Genomic DNA, 15,970 nt, shown 5'->3' on the forward strand with positions numbered 1-15,970 from the left:
TATCGACGTCGGGCGCAGGCCAGCCGAACTCGCGGGCCGGTACGGTGGCGATGCGGCGCGTTTAGCCCGCCGTCACCACTCGAACGAACGCCTGCGCGAGCACCGTCGGTTCGACCGGCAACACCAGCGCGCACACCGATCTCGCATCCTCGTCCGAAATCGGCACGAACACGACGCCGTCGATCCCGATGCTCGCCATCCGCGCCGGCACGATCGCCACGCCCCGGCCGGCCGCGACGAGATTCAACATCGACGTCTTCGGCGACACGATCCGCGCGGCCGCCGGCACGAAGCCGCGCTTCAGGCACAGATCGATCACGACGCGCGCGAGGCCGCCCCGCTCCCGATACACGGCCGATACGAACGGCTCGCGCCGCAACCGCGCGATCGCGACGCGCTTGCGGCCCGCGAGCGGATGATCGGCCGGCACCGCCGCGCACAGGCGTTCGGCCGCCAGTTCGACGAAACGCACGCGTGCATCGCGCCGCAGCACCGGCAACCGGACGATCCCGACATCGGCCTGACCGTTCGCGATGTCCGTCACCTGATCCTCGGACGATGCGCGGTCGAGATCGATGCGCGCGCCCGGACAATCGCGCATGAAGCGGTCGAGATCCGGCATCAGGCTGCCGACGGGCACGGTACTGGAATGCAGCAGCCGCAGCACGCCGGCCTCCCCGCGCGACAACTGCGCACCTTCGTCGGCGGCCGCCGTCAGCGTGGCCGGGATCGACGCCACGCGTTCGCGGTAGAGCGCGCCGGCCGGCGTGAGCCGCACGCCTCTCGGCTCGCGGTCGAACAGCACGAACCCGAGTTCGTCCTCGAGCTGGCCGATCTGCCGGCTGAGCGCCGACTGCGCGACGTGGAGCGCACCCGCGGCCGGCGTGAAGCCGCCGAGGTCCGCCACGGTCAGGAAATACTGGATTTGTCGGAGTGATGGCATACCGAAACGAGATGGATGAGCGCCGGATTCGATATTTGCGTTATACCGGCGCGTTCCGCAGAATGAAAGCCTTCCGTGCCCGCATCACCGTTGCGGCCACGCTTTCGGAGCGTTCATCTTCGTGACTACCGTCCTGTCTTATTTGCTGGTCGTGGCGGCCGGCATCAGCGTTGCGTTGCAGCAGGTGCTCAACGCGAACCTGCGCGCGCAGATCGGTTCGCCATGGTGGGCCGGGTCGGTCAGCTACGTCGTCGGCCTCGCCGCGATGCTGGCGGTCGCGCTGCTGTCGCCTCACCCGCGCGTGAGCGGCACGTTGTCCGGTGCGGGGTCGTGGTTCAGCTGGACGGGCGGATTCTTCGGCGCGGTATTCGTCGGCGTCGCGATCCTGATGGTGCCGCGATTGGGCGCGGCGACGACGCTCGCGCTGATCGTCGTCGGGCAGATGACCGGCGCGCTCGTGTTCGACCACTTCGGGGTGCTCGGCATCCCGCAGCATTCGGCGAGCGCGATCCGCATTGCCGGCGCGGCGTGCCTCATCGTCGGGGTCGTGCTGATCCGCGCGTGACGGCGGCGCGCGCGTGCGGGGCCGGCGTATCGGCAATGCACGCACGCGCCGCGACGCTCACGCGTAGTTCATCATCACCGACTTGCTCTCCGTGTACTGGTCGATCACCGCGCGGCCGAGTTCGCGGCCGAAGCCCGATTGCTTCATCCCGCCGAACGGCAATGCGTTGTCGAGCAGCGAATGGCAGTTGACCCACACGGTGCCCGCGGCAATACGCGGGATCAGCTTGTGGATCGCCGCAAGATCGTTCGACCAGATGCTCGCGCCGAGGCCGTACGGCGTATCGTTCGCGAGCCGCACGGCCGTATCGACGTCGTCGAACGGCATCGCGACGAGCACCGGCCCGAAGATTTCCTCGCGCACCACGCGCATCGCCTGCGTCGTATCGACCAGCACCGTCGGTTCGACGAAGAAGCCGGGGCCATCGAGCGCGCGGCCGCCCGCCGCCGCACGCGCGCCCTCGCCGAACCCCGAGTCGATATAACCGCACACGCGCTCGAGCTGCTTCGCCGACACGAGCGGGCCGATCTGCGTCGCCGGGTCCATCCCGGGGCCGATCTTCAGGCTCGCGGCAAGCTTCGCGACGCGCTCGATCACGCCGTCGAACACCTTCGAGTGGATGTACGCGCGCGAACCGGCCGTGCACACCTGCCCCTGGTTGAAGAAAATCGCGTTCGCGACGCCCTGCGCGGCCTTGTCGAGATCGACGTCGGGCAGCACGATCACCGGCGACTTGCCGCCGAGTTCCAGCGACATCCGCGTCATGTTGTCGAGCGCCGCGTGGCCGATCGTCTTGCCCGTCTGCGTCGACCCGGTGAACGCGATCTTGTCGATGCGCGAATCGCGCGACAACGCCGCGCCGGCCGTGTGACCGTAGCCGGTGACGATATTGACGACGCCGTCCGGGAACCCGGCCGCCTGGATCAGCTCGCCCAGCCGCAATGCGCTCAGCGGCGTGTCTTCGGCAGGCTTCAGCACGACGGTGCAACCGGTCGCGAGCGCCGGCGCGATTTTCCACGCGGCCATGAGCAGCGGAAAATTCCACGGAATGATCGCGCCGACCACGCCGACGGGTTCCTTGCGCGTATACGCGAAAATTTCGCTGCCCGGCAGGTACGGCATGCCGGCGTCGATCACGCTGCCTTCGATCTTCGTCGCCCAGCCGGCCATGTAGCGGAAACACTGCGCGGCCATCGCGACGTCGAGCCCCTGCGCGACCGTCACCGGCTTGCCGTTGTCGAGCGATTCGATCTCGGCAAGCTCGCGCGCGTTGGCTTCGATCAGGTCGGCGAGCACGAGCATCAGGCGCTCGCGATCGGTGGTCTTCGCGTTGCGCCACGGACCCGCATCGAATGCATGGCGCGCGGCGGCAACCGCCTGCTGCACGTCGCGCTCGTCCGCTTCGGGCACGCGCGCGATCACGGCGCCGTCGGCCGGGTTCACGACATCGAGTTGGCGGCCCGACGCGGCGTCGCTCCACTCGGCGCCGATCAGCATCTTCTTCGGCTTCGCGAGAAACGCACGCGTTGCGTCGAGCAGCGCAAAGATTTCGTTCGTCTCCATGTTCATGTTTCCTTGATTCGTTGAGTGAGTCGGTCAGTAGCGCTCCGTGACGCTGTCGATCCCGCGCGCCTGCAACGCGCGGACGAGACCGGCGCGCACGGTCGCGACGTCGGACAGCGCGGGGCGGCGGTGCGCGGCGACTTCGGCGGCCGTATACGGCTTGAAGTCGCGCGGCAACGCATCGCGGTTCATCGTCGTGAGCACCCAGTTCAGCACGTCAGCCAGCTCCCGATCCGACAGCGCCGAGTTCGACGCGCCGGGCACGCGCATCACGTACTCGCGTCCGGCGGGCAGATGCGTGAAATAGCCGAGCGAATTCGCGAGCGGTGGCACCTTGCCGGGAATGCCGCCGCCCGTCGCCGTATGGCAGCCCATGCAGTTGAGCACCCAGTGCTGCCGAGCGAGCGCGGTGTCGGCCGCGCCGTCGGCCTGTGCTGGCGTGGACGCGACGGACGCGCAGACCGCAGCGCCCGACAGCAGCAGCCAGCACGACACGCGATGCGCCACGCCGTCGAACCGCGACGGCGGCGCGCACCGCGTGCCCTGCAAGGACGCGCGGATGCCGTTCACAGGCCGAGCCCCTTGATCACCACCGCGCGCTGCGCATGCACGGCCGTGCCGTCCATCTGCTTCGCGCGCGCCGCCCGGATATCGGCCGCGGTGAACGGCTTCGCGTCGCCGTGCTGCGCGTTGAGGTCGAACACGACGTAGTTGAGCACGTGCGCGATGTCGTCGTCGCTCGCGATCGCGAACGACGGCATCTTGAAGTTGTAGCGCTTGTCGTGCACCTGGATCTCGCCGAACATCCCGTGCAGCAGCGTCGCGATCAGTTGCGCCCGCCCGGCTTCCACCGTCGCGTACTTGCCCGGATACTCGGTCAGCGGCGGCGCAAGGCCGTCCTGCCCTTTTCCGCCCGCCTGGTGACACACCGCGCACTGTGCATCGAACAGGCTTTTTCCGGCCGGGTAATGCACGGTTTCCTGTGCGCGGGCCGCGCCGGGCAACGCGCAGGCCGCAACGGCCGCCATGCATGCAACGATGATCTTTCCTGCCTGCTTCACTTTCATTGCTTGGCCGCTCCGAGCAGAACCGAAACCGAACAGTGGTAATTCGAATTACCGTTCGCCATGCACCAGTTGATGTCGTTGTTCAGCGACAGCTTGTACAGCGGCTTCTCGCGTTCGTTGCGATTGCAGAAGCACTTGCCGCACGAAGTCTTGCCGCAGCAGTCGTTGTACGACACGATGTAGTCCGAACCGTCGTGCGGATTGCGGCAGGTGCCGATCCACGTGATCGGCGACGGCGTCGTTCCCGGCGGGCAACTGCTCGACGTGCCGCCGCAGCAGCTGCAGAGCCAGCCGTCGATCGCGCAGTATTTCCAGTAGTCGCAGCTCGTCGGGTCGTCGCTCGCGCTCGCCGCGGCGGCGCCGGATGCGGCCGACGCCCCCGATGCCGCATCGGCCGCATACGCGGTGCGATCGACGGGCAGCAGCGGCAGCAGCGCCGACCCCACCAGCACCTTGCCGAGCTTCGCCATCGCGCTGCGCCGCGAACTGTGCTGCGCGACGCCGCGCGCCGACCGCTCGAACCATGAATCAAACACGCCCATGTCGTCGTTCTCCAATGACGTTGAAAAAGGTCCGGCCGGTCATGCGTGCCGCGCGTGCGCGTCGTGGGCGCCGTGGCCGTGATCGCCGTGCACGAACTGCTGCAGCGACGCGACGCCGCGCTCCTTCGCCTCGAACAGGCTCTCGAGATGCTCGCGCGTGTTGACGAGCCCCTTCGCGCGCACGGCGCCCGTTTCGTCGAGCAGCACCGCATACGGCAGCTTGCCGATCTGGTACGCGAGGCCGAGCTCCTGCGACAGCACGTAAGGGAAGCGCCCAAGGTCGTGCTTCTGCGCGAAGCGCGCATGTTCGACGGCATCGCCGTCGCTCGCGAGCACGATGTTCACCGGCGTCGCCTCGCTGGCCTGCAGCGACGGCAGCAGCGGCAACAGCTTCTTGCAGACCGGGCACGTCGGCGACAGGAAGAACAGCAGCGTGGCCTTGCCCGCTGCATCGATGCCGCCGACCTTCACCTGCGAGCCGCGAATGTCGGTCAGTTCGAACGTCGGCGCGATCGCGCCGACCGCCGGCCCCTTGTCGATCATCAGCGCGCCAGCCGGCATGATGCGTTCGTACAGGATGCCGATCTGGCGCACCAGCGCGAGAGAGATCGCGCCGAGCGCGAGGACGGCCACCCACAACAGGGCGGTGGAAACGGTAAGAGCGGTTTGCATCATGAATTCCTCAGATGAGAAAGGCGCGGGACGTTGGCGAGCAGCACGTCGACGGTGAGCAACGCGCAGACGATCAGCAGCACGGAGAAGGACAGCGTCAGGTAGTCGAACCACACGACGGCGCGCGTACCCGGTTCGACGAATGCGGTCGCAGCGAGCACGACGAGCAGCAGCACACGGCCGACGTGCAGCCAGCCGATGCCGTGCGGCGCGTCCGCACGGGCGGCGGTGAAGCCGGAACAGCCGCAGTCGATGTCGGTGTGGCCGCGCAGCAGGTTGATCGCGAGGCCGGCCGCGAACGCCAGGAGCAGCGCGATCAGCCCCGTCGCGCCGGCCGTGCGCGTGTCCGGAAACAGCAGCGCCACGGCGGCGACGAATTCCGCGAGCGGAATCGCGAACGCGACGGGCGCGGTCAACGCATCGGGCAGCAGCCGATAGCCGGCGAGCGCCTGGCGGAACGCGGCGGGACGGCGCATCTTCGCGAAGGCGCCGAGCAGCACGACGGCGGCCGCGCCAGCCTGCGCGCTGGTGGCGAGTACGGGATCGACGGTCATCGCGGCCTCACGGGTTGACGAGCAGCGACGACGTATTGCCGATCTGCTTCTCGACGTGCCGCAGCGTGCCGGTGCGCGCATCCATCACGACGAGGTCGGAGGTCGCCGTCAGCCCGTAGAACAGCGGCTTGTCGTCTTCGCTGACCTGAATCGACACGAGCGGCTCGATCTTCTGTTGCGCGAGATCCCAGCGCGCGACGCGCTGCTTCGTCTTCAGGTCGTAGACCCACACCTGCGTGCCCGGGTCCTTGTGCGAACCGTCGGCGCCCTTGTGCATCAGCACGTAGTAACGGTGCTGCTTCGCGTGCACGGCCGTCTGCTGCAGGCCGCCCGGACGCCAGCCTTCGGCGCGCTCGGCGTCCGTCAGCAGCGGCCACGCCTTGCCGAACGCCGGCTTGTCGCCGCTGAAATCGGCGCTGCGCACGTTGCCGCCGTACGTGGTGAACAGATAGCCGCCGTTGTACCGCGATGCGTTCACGAACGCCGGATCCTTGTCGACGTCGATGAACGCGTCCGACATCGTGCGCTTCGTTTCCTTGCCGTTCGCATCGAGCGTGACGGTCAAGGCCTTACCGCTTTCGCACAGCGCGGTGAAACGGTCGTTGCCCGACGGGTACGCGAGCACGCACGCGGCCATGTCGATCTCCGACAGCACCTGCTTCGAGACGGCGTCGATCACCGTCACCGATGCGGCCGGCGTGATGTTCGCGACGTACAGCCGCTTGCCGTCGGCACTGAACGCGGTGTTGTACGGCGACGGCACGTGCTGGCCGTGCTTCGCCGGAATCACGATCTCGCCCGCGTGATCGAGCGTCGTGTTGTCGATCATCTCGACGACGTCGGTGCGCGTGCCGTGCGAGCCGCGCGAGAAATAGGTCGTCGCGACGAAGCTCGTCTTGCGGTCGGGCGAGATCGCAAAGCCGGGGGCGAAGCCGCCGTCGATCTGGCCGAGCAGCTTGTTCGCATCCGCGTCGTACACGTAGATGCGCCCGTCGGTCATCGACGGCATCGAGATGTCGACGATATAGACCTCGTGCGGATGCCACGGCGGCATCTTCTGCACGACCAGCTCTTCGGGTTTTTCCGTCGCGCTCGCGCTGCCGGCCCATGCCGCCGCCAACGCCAGCGTCGCCGCGAGCGCCGCGGTTCGTCGCCTTGTCCTCATGCCGCCTCCAGTGGGGATTCACGTTATGTGGGGCGACTGTAGTTCGACAATAAATCCCGTCAGCACCCGGACCGGCAACGCGTACGTGCCGATTCGGGATATTGGAAATGCATGTGAAAGCCTCGTCGCGCCGCCCCTTCCGACCCTCTGAAACCCGCGCCCGGAATAGCGCTGCCCCGTATTGCGCCGACTTCCCGGTCGGTTTAATCTTGCGCGGTCCGAACGATCGCCGGAGGCGCCGTGCTCGTGTTACATCAGAGGTTCGACGACGCAGACCGGCATGCGGAGGCGCTGCGCGGCTGGAATCAGCGTTACGACCAGATCGGGTCCGGCTCGTATCGCAGCGCGGTCAAACACGCGGTGTTCGACGGCGCGCAGCTGTTCCAGGAAGCGGCGAACGTGCGCATCATCCAGCGCGGATGTTTGCCGCACGGCCATACGGTGTTCGGCATGCCGCTCACCGGCTCGGGCACCTTCGCGTTCGGCGATGCGCGCCTCGAGCGCGGCACGATCGTGATGGCGCGCGGCGGCACACCGTTCGAACTCCATTCGCCCGACGACATGTCGCTGATCGGCGTGGTCGTCGAGCCCGAATTGATGCAGCAGATCGAAGATGCGGCCGACGTGCGGCTGGACGCCCGCGCGCTGCGGCGCGGCGTCGTCGAGGTGCCGGTCGCCGCGCGCGACCGCGCGAGCATGCAACTCGCGACGCTGCTCGAACGCGTGCTGTCGGCGCCCGATGCCTTCGACGCGCCACCCGCGCAGCACGCGCTGCGCGCCGACGTCGGCAACGTGCTGGTCGATCTCCTCACGTACCGGATGCCCGAGCCGTCGAACCGGCTCACGCATGCCTGCCACGCCGACATCGTGCGCCGCGTGCACGACTACGTGATCGAGCACCCGGAAGCGCCCGTCGACATCCTGAGCCTGTGCACGCAACTACGCGTGAGCCGCCGCACGATGCAGAACAGCTTTCAGTCGGTCGTGCAGACGAGCCCGCTCAACTACACGCGCTCGCTGCGCCTCGCGCAGGTGCGACGCCTGCTGCTCGACACGCGGCAATCCGACCTGCCGATCAGCGAAGCGGCCGCGCGCTGGGGCTTCATGCATCTCGGGCATTTCGCGAACGCGTACAAGGCGCAATTCGGCGAATTGCCGTCGACGACGGCGCGCCGGACGGTGCATCGTGCAAAAACGCGCTGAGCGCCGGAAAAACCCGCGATAATCCCGGCTTGAACGTTCGGCGCGCGTGCCGCGCCCGCCTCCACCCCACGCCCCGATGCCCGAGGATTTTCACTTCCTGCTGCTGCCCGGCTTCTCCGCGCTCGGCTTCATGTCCGCGGTCGAGCCGCTGCGCGTCGCGAACCGCTTTCGCACCGAGCTGTATCGCTGGCACGTGATCAGCGCGGACGGCGCGCCCGTGGCCGCGAGCAACGGCATTCCGGTCGCCGCCGAAGCCGCGTGCGCGGACGTCCCGCAGGTCGATACGGTGTTCGTCGTCGCCGGCTTCGATCCGCTCGTGTGCTACACGCGCACGCTCGGCGACTGGCTGCGCCGCCAGCACCGGCACGGCGCCACGCTCGGCGGCATCGACACGGGCAGCTTCGTGCTCGCGGAAGCCGGGCTGTTCGACGCATCGCAATCGCTCACGCTGCACTGGGAAGCGCTGGCCGCGTTCCGCGAGCGCTATCCCGGCCTGAACGCGACACAGGAACTGTTCGAGATCGACGACCGGCGCATCACGTGCGCGGGTGGCACCGCGTCGATCGACATGATGCTCGACCTGATCGGCCGCCGGCACGGCGCCGATCTCGCGGCCGCGATTTCCGAGCAGTTCGTCGTCAGCCGCATCCGGCAGCGCTCGGACAGCCAGCGGCTCGAGATCGCCGCGCGCTACGGCGTGCACAACCGCAAGCTGATCCAGGTGATCGGCACGATGCAGCGGCACATGGAGAACCCGCTCGGCTCCGACGCGCTCGCGCAGGAGGTGTCGATCACGCGGCGCCAGCTCGAACGGCTGTTCAGCGCGACGCTGAACGACACGCCGACGCGCTTCTACCTGAACCTGCGCCTCGATCGCGCGCGCGAACTGCTGCAGCAGACCGACATGAGCATCACGTCGGTGTGCGTCGCATGCGGCTTCGAATCGCCGTCCCATTTCTCGCGCACCTATCGCGCCCGATTCGGGATGAGCCCGCGCAGCGACCGGCGCGCGACGCGCTGATCGTCCCGGTTTTTGATCACAATCGGGCGCGGTATTGCGCGTTCCGGCAGCGTTTCCTTCCGTTCGCTGAACAATGTCGACGACTGGTCGACGAACCGAAGCGGTCGTCGAAAATAATCTGGAATGTCGTTGAAAATATTCTGTAACATACCAAAAAAAGTTAGATAGGCAGCCTAACGACACGCATGCCGCATCTCGCGCGCGTCGCGCCACGCAGGCTGCCTGCCGATATCACGATCGATCCGAGGGGTATGACATGACGATGCTCGATTCGCCGTCGCCGCACCTGCCTGCCGTTCGCTTCTCCTCCGCCTCGCCTGCCCGCTTCTTTTCGACCTGACAGTTAGGTTTCCTTAGTCAGTCGAGCCCCCCAGCACCGCTTCGCCGCACCGGTTCCATCGAACCGGCGCGCGGGCCGTGTCGTGCCTGCTCGCCACGAGCGCGCGGGCGTGTCCAACCGTTGAGATGAGGATCACGTATGCAGACATCACGCAAAGCATTGCCGCTCGCCCTGGGTCTCGTGCTCGGTTTCGGCATCGTCGGCGGCACCCAGGCCGATACGAAAGTGTCGAATCCGCAGGCCGCGAGCCTGCGCGAAAGCCTGACGCGCGGCGTCGCGCCGCCGGCCGCGAAGGCCGACACGGCCGCCGGGCAATTCCGTGCGGACGGCGTCGCCGTCACGCTGTACAACCCGGCCTATCGCGCCAAAAAGGCCGCCGCGACGCCCGCCGCGACCGCGCGCGACTTCGTCGCGTCGCAAGCGGCGCAGCTCGGGCTCGACGCGGCCGCGCTCGCGAGCCTCGTCGTCACGTCGGAGCGCAACGACGCCGACTTCACCGTCGTGCGCCTGCAGCAGCAGGCCGCCGGGCTGCCCGTGTACGGCAGCGACATCGCGGTGACCGTCGCGAAGGACGGCCGCATCCTGTACGTCGCGAGCAACACGATCAACGGCGTGGTCGCGACGACGCGCAAGTCGCAGGCCGTCGACCAGCAGCAGGCGCTCGAACGCGCTCGTGCGTATCTCGGCGTGAGCGGCTTCACGCATCTCGACGCGCAGCTCGTCGCATTCGTCGACAAGGCCGGCACGCACACCGCGTGGAAGGTGCGCGGCCGCCCGCAGGACGGCCCGAAAGGCGACTGGGAACTGCTGATCGACTCGGGCAGCGGCGAAGTGCTGCGCGCGGAGGACAAGGCGTTCTACGCGACCGACGGCACCGGCTTCGTGTTCCGCCCCGATCCGCTGTCGCCGTCGAAAAGCAGCTACGGCAGCACCGGCTACAAGGACAGCAACGACGCCGATTCGACACAGCTCACGGCGGCGCGCGTACGCGTGACGCTGAAGGATCTCGCGCAGTCGGGCACGCGCTACACGCTGACGGGCCCGTACGCGGCGTGCATCGACTTCGATGCGCCGCTCGACAAGGCCTGCCCGTCGCAGTCCACGCCCGCGTTCGAATTCACGCGCGGCAACCTGTATTTCGAGGCCGTGAACGTGTACTACCACATCGACACGTTCCTGCGGTACGTGAACCAGACGCTCGGCATCAAGGCGTTGCCGTACCAGTACACGGGCGGCGTGCAGTACGACCCGCACGGCGAATCGGGCGACGACAACTCGTCGTATTCGTCGAGCAGCGGCCGGCTGACGTTCGGGCAGGGCGGCGTCGACGACGCGGAAGACGCGGACGTCGTGATCCACGAGCTCGGCCACGGCATCCACGACTGGGTCACCAACGGCGGCCTGTCGCAACAGGAAGGCTTGTCGGAAGGCACCGGCGACTATCTCGCCGCCGCGTACAGCCGCGACTTCAACCAGTGGAGCCCGTCGGATGCGCAGTATCACTGGGTCTACAACTGGGACGGTCACAACGAGTTCTGGGGCGGCCGCGTGACCAACTGGAACGTCGGCCGCACCTATGCGCAGGCGCGCGGCGCGGAGATCCACACGGCCGGCCAGTACTGGGCGTCGTGCAACCTCGTCGCGCGCGATGCGATCGGCGCGCAGGCGATGGACAAGGCGTTCCTGAAAGGGCTGTCGATGACCAACAGCTCGACCAACCAGAAGGCTGCCGCGCAGGCCGTGCTGACGGCCGCATCCGCGCTCGGCTACAGCAGCGCGCAGCTCACCGCGATCGGCAACGCGTACAACAAGAGCTGCACGTACGGCGTGACCGTTCCGCAGAAGTCGTAATCCCGCAGCAGGCGGGAGCGCATCGCACGACCTGCGGCGCGCTCCCTTCATCGACATCGCCATCCTCACGAGATCGAACATGCCTACTCTGAAACCGACCCGTCTGAGCGCCGCGCTGGGCGGCATGCTGCTGACCGCCGCCGCGCACGCGACACCCGTCTGGATCACGCTCGGCGACACCGCGTTCCGCCAGCTTCAACGCATCGATGCGACCGCAACCGCGCAGTACAGCACGAGCGTCGATGCCGGCAAGGCGGCCGACGGCGCCGCGCGCCGCGAAACCGTTCACGTCGTCGAGATCGACGATGCGCGGCTCGGCGAGCTGGCCCGCGCCGTTCATCGCATGCGCGGCCACGGGCCCGGCTACGTCGTGCACGATTCGTTCGACGACGCGCGACAGGCGCTGCAACCGTTGCCGGCGACGCTCGCAAAACAGGCCGCCGCCTCCGCGTACACGGTATCGAACGTGTCGCAGATCGGCACGTGGGTCCAGCAACTGCAAGCCAGCAACATCGTCGGCACGATCACGTCGCTGTCCGGCTTCACGAACCGCTACTACACGACGTCGCACGGCGTCGCCGCGTCCGACTGGCTCGCACTGCAGTGGAAGCAGCTGGCAGGCTCACGCACCGACATCACCGTCGAACAGTTCTCGCACACGGGCTTTCCGCAGAAATCGGTGATCCTGACGATTCGCGGCAGCGATCCGGCCGCGGGCACGGTCGTGCTCGGCGGCCACCTCGATTCGACCGTCGGCCGCACGACGGAAAACACGCGCTCGCCCGGCGCCGACGACGATGCGTCGGGCATCGCCAGCCTGACCGAGGCGCTGCGCGTGCTGCTCGCGAACAACTACCGGCCGAAACGGACCATCAAGTTCGTCGGGTATGCGGCCGAGGAAGCCGGCCTGCTCGGCTCGAAGGCGATCGCGAAGCAGTTCCGCACGCAGAATGCGAACGTGGTCGGCGTGCTGCAGCTCGACATGACGAACTACAAGGGCGATCCGAAGGATATCTACCTGATCACCGACTACACGAACGCGGCGCAGAACACCTATGTGAAGAATCTGGCGTCGACCTATCTGCCTGAGCTCGCGATCGGCACGTCGCAGTGCGGCTATGCGTGCTCGGATCACGCGTCGTGGAATGCGCAGGGGTATCCGGCATCGTTCCCGTTCGAGGCCGACCAGAACGACAGCCCGTACATCCACACGGTGAACGACACGCTGGAGAACTCGGATCGACAGGCGAACCATGCGCTGAAGTTCGGCAAGCTGGCACTGGCCTATGCGGTCGATCTCGGCGGCATTGCCGGCGCGACGGTCAAGCGCTGAGCGTGCTTCGTCGAGCGGCTTTCGCGTTCGGCAACGAGACGGGCGTCCACTCGCGTGGGTGCGCCCGTTCGAATGCCTTTCGTCCGTCCGGCTAGAATCGTCGTTCGACCACTCGCCACACGCTTGCCCACCATGACCGAACCCATCCGCTCCATCGACGATCTGTCGCCCGCCCGCGTCACGACCGCCTTCGACCTGCCCGGCCATACGACCGTTCGCTCACTCGGCGTCGCGCAGGGCATCGTCGTACGGTCGCGCTCGATCGTCGGCTCGTTCGGCGCGTCGCTGCAGACGATCTTCGGCGGCAACATCACGCTCTATACGTCGCTGTGCGAGAAGGCGCGCGAGCAGGCGTTCGACAAGATGCTCGCCGACGCGCGCACGCTCGGCGCGAACGCGATCGTCGCGATGCGCTACGACTCCACCGAGATCGGCGCCGGCGTGACCGAAGTCATCTGCTACGGCACGGCCGTGCGCGTGACACAGGATGCATGACGTGTGACGCGCGTCACCCGTCGCGTTCGAGCGACTTCATGTTCGTGAGCTGCGGAAACAGCCGCATCCATGCGAGCGCGACGGCGATCGTCGCCGCGCCGCCGACGACGATCGCGGCCGGCGCGCCCCACCACGCGGCCGTCACGCCCGATTCGAATTCGCCGAGCTGGTTCGACGTGCCGATGAACAGCGAGTTGACCGCGCTCACGCGACCGAGCATGTCGTCGGGCGTGCGCAGTTGCACGAGCGACAGGCGCACGACGACGCTGATCACGTCCGACGCGCCGAGCACAGCCAGCGCCACGAGCGACAACGCGAAATGCCGCGACAACCCGAACACGATCGTCGCGATGCCGAACGCGATCACGCCGCCGAACATCGCGCGGCCCGGCCGCCCCTTCAACGGGAAACGCGTGAGCCACAGCGTGCCCGCGAGTGCGCCGACCGCCGGCGCCGCGCGCAACGCGCCGAGGCCCCATGGGCCGACCTGCAGGATGTCGCGCGCGTAGATCGGCAGCAGCGCGGTCGCGCCACCGAACAGCACCGCGAACAGGTCGAGCGACAGCGCGCCGAGAATCGCCGGTTCGCGCCGGATGAACGCGATGCCCGAAAACACCGAGCGCAGCGTCACCGGCTCGCGAGCGGGCGGTGCGCTGCGCAGCGGGATCGTGCCGCTCAGCATCGCCGCGATCGCGAATGCCGCGACGCTCGTGCCGAACGCGACGGGCGCGCCGACACCATAGAGCAACCCGCCGAACGCGGGCCCGAGGATCTGCGCGGCCTGGTTCGCGGACGTCGATAGTGCGGTCGCACGCGGCAGGTCGGTGCGCGGTACGACGGCCGGCAACAACGACGACACCGACGGCGACTCGAACGCGCGCGCCGTGCCGACGACCGCCGCGAGCGCATACACGGCCGGCGCGGCCAGCCACCCTTGGGCCGCGCCGAGCAGGAACACGCCGGCGGCCAGTGCCTCGACGCTCTGGCAGATCGTCGCGATGCGCCGGCGGTCGTAGCGGTCGGCCACCTGCCCGACGACGAGCGTCAGCGCGAACATCGGCACGAACTGCGCGAGGCCGACGAGACCGAGCGCGAACGCGCTGTGCGTGAGCGCGTACACATACCAGCCGATCGCGACCGACAGGATCTGGAAAGCCAGCGACGACATCACGCGCGTGCCCCAGAAACGCTGGAACGGCGCGTGGCGGAACAGGTTGGCGGGTAACGGGGATAAAGGACTGGAATCGGGCACGGGGGTGGTCATCGGAATCTCGGCGGCTGGCGCTGCGCACCGCGACCGTTCGGGAAACGACGACACACGCGAGTGCGTGCGCGCGGCAACGGTGCGGACGCGGCCAAACCGCGATGATATGCCAACCGCGGAAAACCGGTCGGCCGCCGGCCACGCGCCCCGTCGAGCCGGCGCATCGCACAAAAAAAAGCGCGAACCGCGGTTCGCGCCAAAGAGAGACCTCGCTGAAGACGTCACTACATCGACTGCACCTGCTCGCTCAGAACGAATGCCGCATCCCGATCCGAACGTCGGCCTGCGTCTGCGTCGTCGAAGGCGTGAAGCTGTAGCCGATCACCGCATCGACGCCCTGCGACGCGCGCAGGTAATCGCCGGAGATGTAGATGTCGGTGCGCTTCGACAGCAGGTAGTGCAGGCCCGCCGTGCCCTGGTTCCAGTGGTGGCCTTCGAAGCGCGTGTGCTGGTAGCCCGCGATGAAGCTCAGCGCCGGCGTGAACTGGTACAGGCCGCCGCCTTCGTACACCTGCATGTGCGACGACTGGCCGAAGCCCTTGATCGTCGTGTACGAGTAGTTGGCGTCGAGCGTCAGCTTGCCGATCGTGTAGCTCGTGCCGATGCCGAACGTGCCCTGGCTGTCGACACCCATCGGCGTGTTCGCGAACAGGTCGGTACGCGCGCCGGTCGCCGGATCGACGGTAACGGTCTGCTGGCCGAGGAACGTGTGCGTGCCGATCATCGCGTACGGGTCGAACGCGTAGATGCCGTTCGGGTTGTTCAGGCGCGTGTAGGCGGCGCCGATCGAGAAATCGCCCTTCGTGAAGCTCGCGCCCGCGCTCCATGCACTGTTGCGATGGAAGTTGCCCGCGACGTTGCCGAACGAGTACATCGCGCCGAACTTGAAGCCGCTCATGTCGTTCGACAGGAACTTCACCGAGTTCGGCAGGCGGTCACCGTTGAAGCGGTCGAAGTCGCCCTGGTGGATCGCATAACCGCTGCCCCACGCCGAGATGTTGTAGATCGATACGAGTTCGTTCGTGATGTCGAGCTGGTTACCGAACGACAGCGTGCCCCAGTCGTTCTGCAGGCCGACATACGCCTGCCGGCCGAATTCGGCGCCGCCGAAGCCGAGTTGCCCGTTGCCGAGACGGAAACCGCTCTCGAGCACGAACACGGCCTTCAGGCCGCCGCCGAGGTCTTCCGTGCCCTTGAGGCCGAAGCGGTTTCCGTAGGCGACGCCGTCGTCGAACTTGACCACGTGCGAGCCGCCCGTGTTGTTCACGTAGGTGATACCGGCGTCGAGAATCCCGTACAGCGTCACGCTGCTCTGCGCATGGCCGATGGCGGGAATACAGGCCGCGCATGCAAGCGCGGCAGCTACGGCAACTTTCGTGTGCTTCATTGTCG

Annotated in this window: 16 protein-coding genes; 6 read left to right on the top strand and 10 right to left on the bottom strand. The window is 67.5% G+C overall.

Annotated features, from left to right (window positions below):
- Positions 1-61 precede the first annotated feature (61 nt).
- The gene (locus CFB49_RS25765) at positions 62-943 is read right to left on the bottom strand and encodes a LysR family transcriptional regulator (RefSeq protein WP_089492660.1); all 882 of its coding nucleotides are present in this window, start codon (positions 941-943) and stop codon (positions 62-64) included.
- Between the two features lie 121 nt (positions 944-1,064).
- Here CFB49_RS25765 and CFB49_RS25770 point away from each other — a divergent pair, with 121 nt between their 5' ends.
- Positions 1,065-1,508 (top strand): DMT family transporter, encoded by a 444-nt coding sequence (locus CFB49_RS25770; protein ID WP_069617414.1) that lies wholly within the window; start codon positions 1,065-1,067, stop codon positions 1,506-1,508.
- Positions 1,509-1,565: 57 nt separating this feature from the next.
- Here the strand turns inward: CFB49_RS25770 and CFB49_RS25775 are convergent, their stop codons facing one another.
- The 7 genes from CFB49_RS25775 to CFB49_RS25805 are packed head-to-tail and all read right to left on the bottom strand — an operon-like array spanning position 1,566 to position 7,071.
- Entirely contained in the window at positions 1,566-3,071 is a 1,506-nt protein-coding gene (locus tag CFB49_RS25775; RefSeq protein WP_089492661.1) for an aldehyde dehydrogenase family protein, read from the bottom strand.
- Positions 3,072-3,104: 33 nt separating this feature from the next.
- Positions 3,105-3,641, bottom strand: a complete 537-nt coding sequence (locus CFB49_RS25780) for a c-type cytochrome (RefSeq protein WP_089492662.1) — start codon at positions 3,639-3,641, stop codon at positions 3,105-3,107.
- On the bottom strand, positions 3,638-4,138 hold the full coding sequence (locus CFB49_RS25785; protein WP_089492663.1) for a c-type cytochrome: 501 nt from the start codon (positions 4,136-4,138) through the stop codon (positions 3,638-3,640). Before CFB49_RS25785 ends, CFB49_RS25780 begins: the two co-directional genes overlap by 4 nt.
- Positions 4,135-4,680 (bottom strand): methylamine dehydrogenase light chain, encoded by a 546-nt coding sequence (locus CFB49_RS25790; RefSeq protein ID WP_089492851.1) that lies wholly within the window; start codon positions 4,678-4,680, stop codon positions 4,135-4,137. Before CFB49_RS25790 ends, CFB49_RS25785 begins: the two co-directional genes overlap by 4 nt.
- 39 nt (positions 4,681-4,719) lie before the next feature.
- A complete protein-coding gene (gene mauD / locus CFB49_RS25795; RefSeq protein WP_089492664.1) occupies positions 4,720-5,355 on the bottom strand; it encodes a methylamine dehydrogenase accessory protein MauD in 636 nt (211 codons plus the stop codon).
- Positions 5,352-5,906, bottom strand: coding sequence for a MauE/DoxX family redox-associated membrane protein (locus tag CFB49_RS25800; protein ID WP_089436924.1), 555 nt, complete (start codon positions 5,904-5,906; stop codon positions 5,352-5,354). The genes mauD and CFB49_RS25800 overlap by 4 nt, the downstream gene beginning before the upstream one ends.
- Positions 5,907-5,913: 7 nt before the next feature.
- Positions 5,914-7,071: an amine dehydrogenase large subunit gene (locus CFB49_RS25805; RefSeq protein ID WP_089492665.1), complete on the bottom strand. Its 1,158-nt coding sequence runs from the start codon at positions 7,069-7,071 to the stop codon at positions 5,914-5,916.
- Positions 7,072-7,311: 240 nt separating this feature from the next.
- Between CFB49_RS25805 and CFB49_RS25810 the strand changes: the two genes are divergently transcribed.
- From CFB49_RS25810 to CFB49_RS25830, 5 genes are all read left to right on the top strand, one after another.
- Entirely contained in the window at positions 7,312-8,274 is a 963-nt protein-coding gene (locus tag CFB49_RS25810) for a helix-turn-helix domain-containing protein (RefSeq protein ID WP_089436926.1), read from the top strand.
- 76 nt (positions 8,275-8,350) lie between these two features.
- Positions 8,351-9,295 (top strand): GlxA family transcriptional regulator, encoded by a 945-nt coding sequence (locus CFB49_RS25815; RefSeq protein WP_089436927.1) that lies wholly within the window; start codon positions 8,351-8,353, stop codon positions 9,293-9,295.
- A gap of 478 nt (positions 9,296-9,773) precedes the next feature.
- Positions 9,774-11,486: a M36 family metallopeptidase gene (locus CFB49_RS25820; RefSeq protein WP_089492666.1), complete on the top strand. Its 1,713-nt coding sequence runs from the start codon at positions 9,774-9,776 to the stop codon at positions 11,484-11,486.
- 79 nt (positions 11,487-11,565) lie between these two features.
- On the top strand, positions 11,566-12,819 hold the full coding sequence (locus CFB49_RS25825; protein ID WP_089492667.1) for a M20/M25/M40 family metallo-hydrolase: 1,254 nt from the start codon (positions 11,566-11,568) through the stop codon (positions 12,817-12,819).
- A 132-nt stretch (positions 12,820-12,951) separates the two neighbouring features.
- Positions 12,952-13,314: a YbjQ family protein gene (locus tag CFB49_RS25830; protein ID WP_089492668.1), complete on the top strand. Its 363-nt coding sequence runs from the start codon at positions 12,952-12,954 to the stop codon at positions 13,312-13,314.
- 13 nt (positions 13,315-13,327) lie between these two features.
- Here the strand turns inward: CFB49_RS25830 and CFB49_RS25835 are convergent, their stop codons facing one another.
- Positions 13,328-14,578 (bottom strand): MFS transporter, encoded by a 1,251-nt coding sequence (locus CFB49_RS25835; RefSeq protein WP_089492669.1) that lies wholly within the window; start codon positions 14,576-14,578, stop codon positions 13,328-13,330.
- Positions 14,579-14,825: 247 nt separating this feature from the next.
- Complete coding sequence (locus CFB49_RS25840) at positions 14,826-15,965, bottom strand: porin (protein ID WP_089436931.1); 1,140 nt, start codon at positions 15,963-15,965, stop codon at positions 14,826-14,828.
- Positions 15,966-15,970 lie beyond the last annotated feature (5 nt).

It is taken from the genome of Burkholderia sp. AU17457 (assembly GCF_002223255.1).
Taxonomy (GTDB): Bacteria; Pseudomonadota; Gammaproteobacteria; order Burkholderiales; family Burkholderiaceae; genus Burkholderia; species Burkholderia sola.

Coding starts and splice junctions, on each gene's coding strand:
- CFB49_RS25765 (WP_089492660.1), bottom strand. CDS start 943: ATGCCATCACTCCGACAAATCCAGTATTTCCTGACCGTGGCGGACCTC.
- CFB49_RS25775 (WP_089492661.1), bottom strand. CDS start 3,071: ATGGAGACGAACGAAATCTTTGCGCTGCTCGACGCAACGCGTGCGTTT.
- CFB49_RS25785 (WP_089492663.1), bottom strand. CDS start 4,138: ATGAAAGTGAAGCAGGCAGGAAAGATCATCGTTGCATGCATGGCGGCC.
- CFB49_RS25790 (WP_089492851.1), bottom strand. CDS start 4,680: ATGGGCGTGTTTGATTCATGGTTCGAGCGGTCGGCGCGCGGCGTCGCG.
- mauD (WP_089492664.1), bottom strand. CDS start 5,355: ATGATGCAAACCGCTCTTACCGTTTCCACCGCCCTGTTGTGGGTGGCC.
- CFB49_RS25800 (WP_089436924.1), bottom strand. CDS start 5,906: ATGACCGTCGATCCCGTACTCGCCACCAGCGCGCAGGCTGGCGCGGCC.
- CFB49_RS25805 (WP_089492665.1), bottom strand. CDS start 7,071: ATGAGGACAAGGCGACGAACCGCGGCGCTCGCGGCGACGCTGGCGTTG.
- CFB49_RS25815 (WP_089436927.1), top strand. CDS start 8,351: ATGCCCGAGGATTTTCACTTCCTGCTGCTGCCCGGCTTCTCCGCGCTC.
- CFB49_RS25820 (WP_089492666.1), top strand. CDS start 9,774: ATGCAGACATCACGCAAAGCATTGCCGCTCGCCCTGGGTCTCGTGCTC.
- CFB49_RS25825 (WP_089492667.1), top strand. CDS start 11,566: ATGCCTACTCTGAAACCGACCCGTCTGAGCGCCGCGCTGGGCGGCATG.
- CFB49_RS25830 (WP_089492668.1), top strand. CDS start 12,952: ATGACCGAACCCATCCGCTCCATCGACGATCTGTCGCCCGCCCGCGTC.
- CFB49_RS25835 (WP_089492669.1), bottom strand. CDS start 14,578: ATGACCACCCCCGTGCCCGATTCCAGTCCTTTATCCCCGTTACCCGCC.
- CFB49_RS25840 (WP_089436931.1), bottom strand. CDS start 15,965: ATGAAGCACACGAAAGTTGCCGTAGCTGCCGCGCTTGCATGCGCGGCC.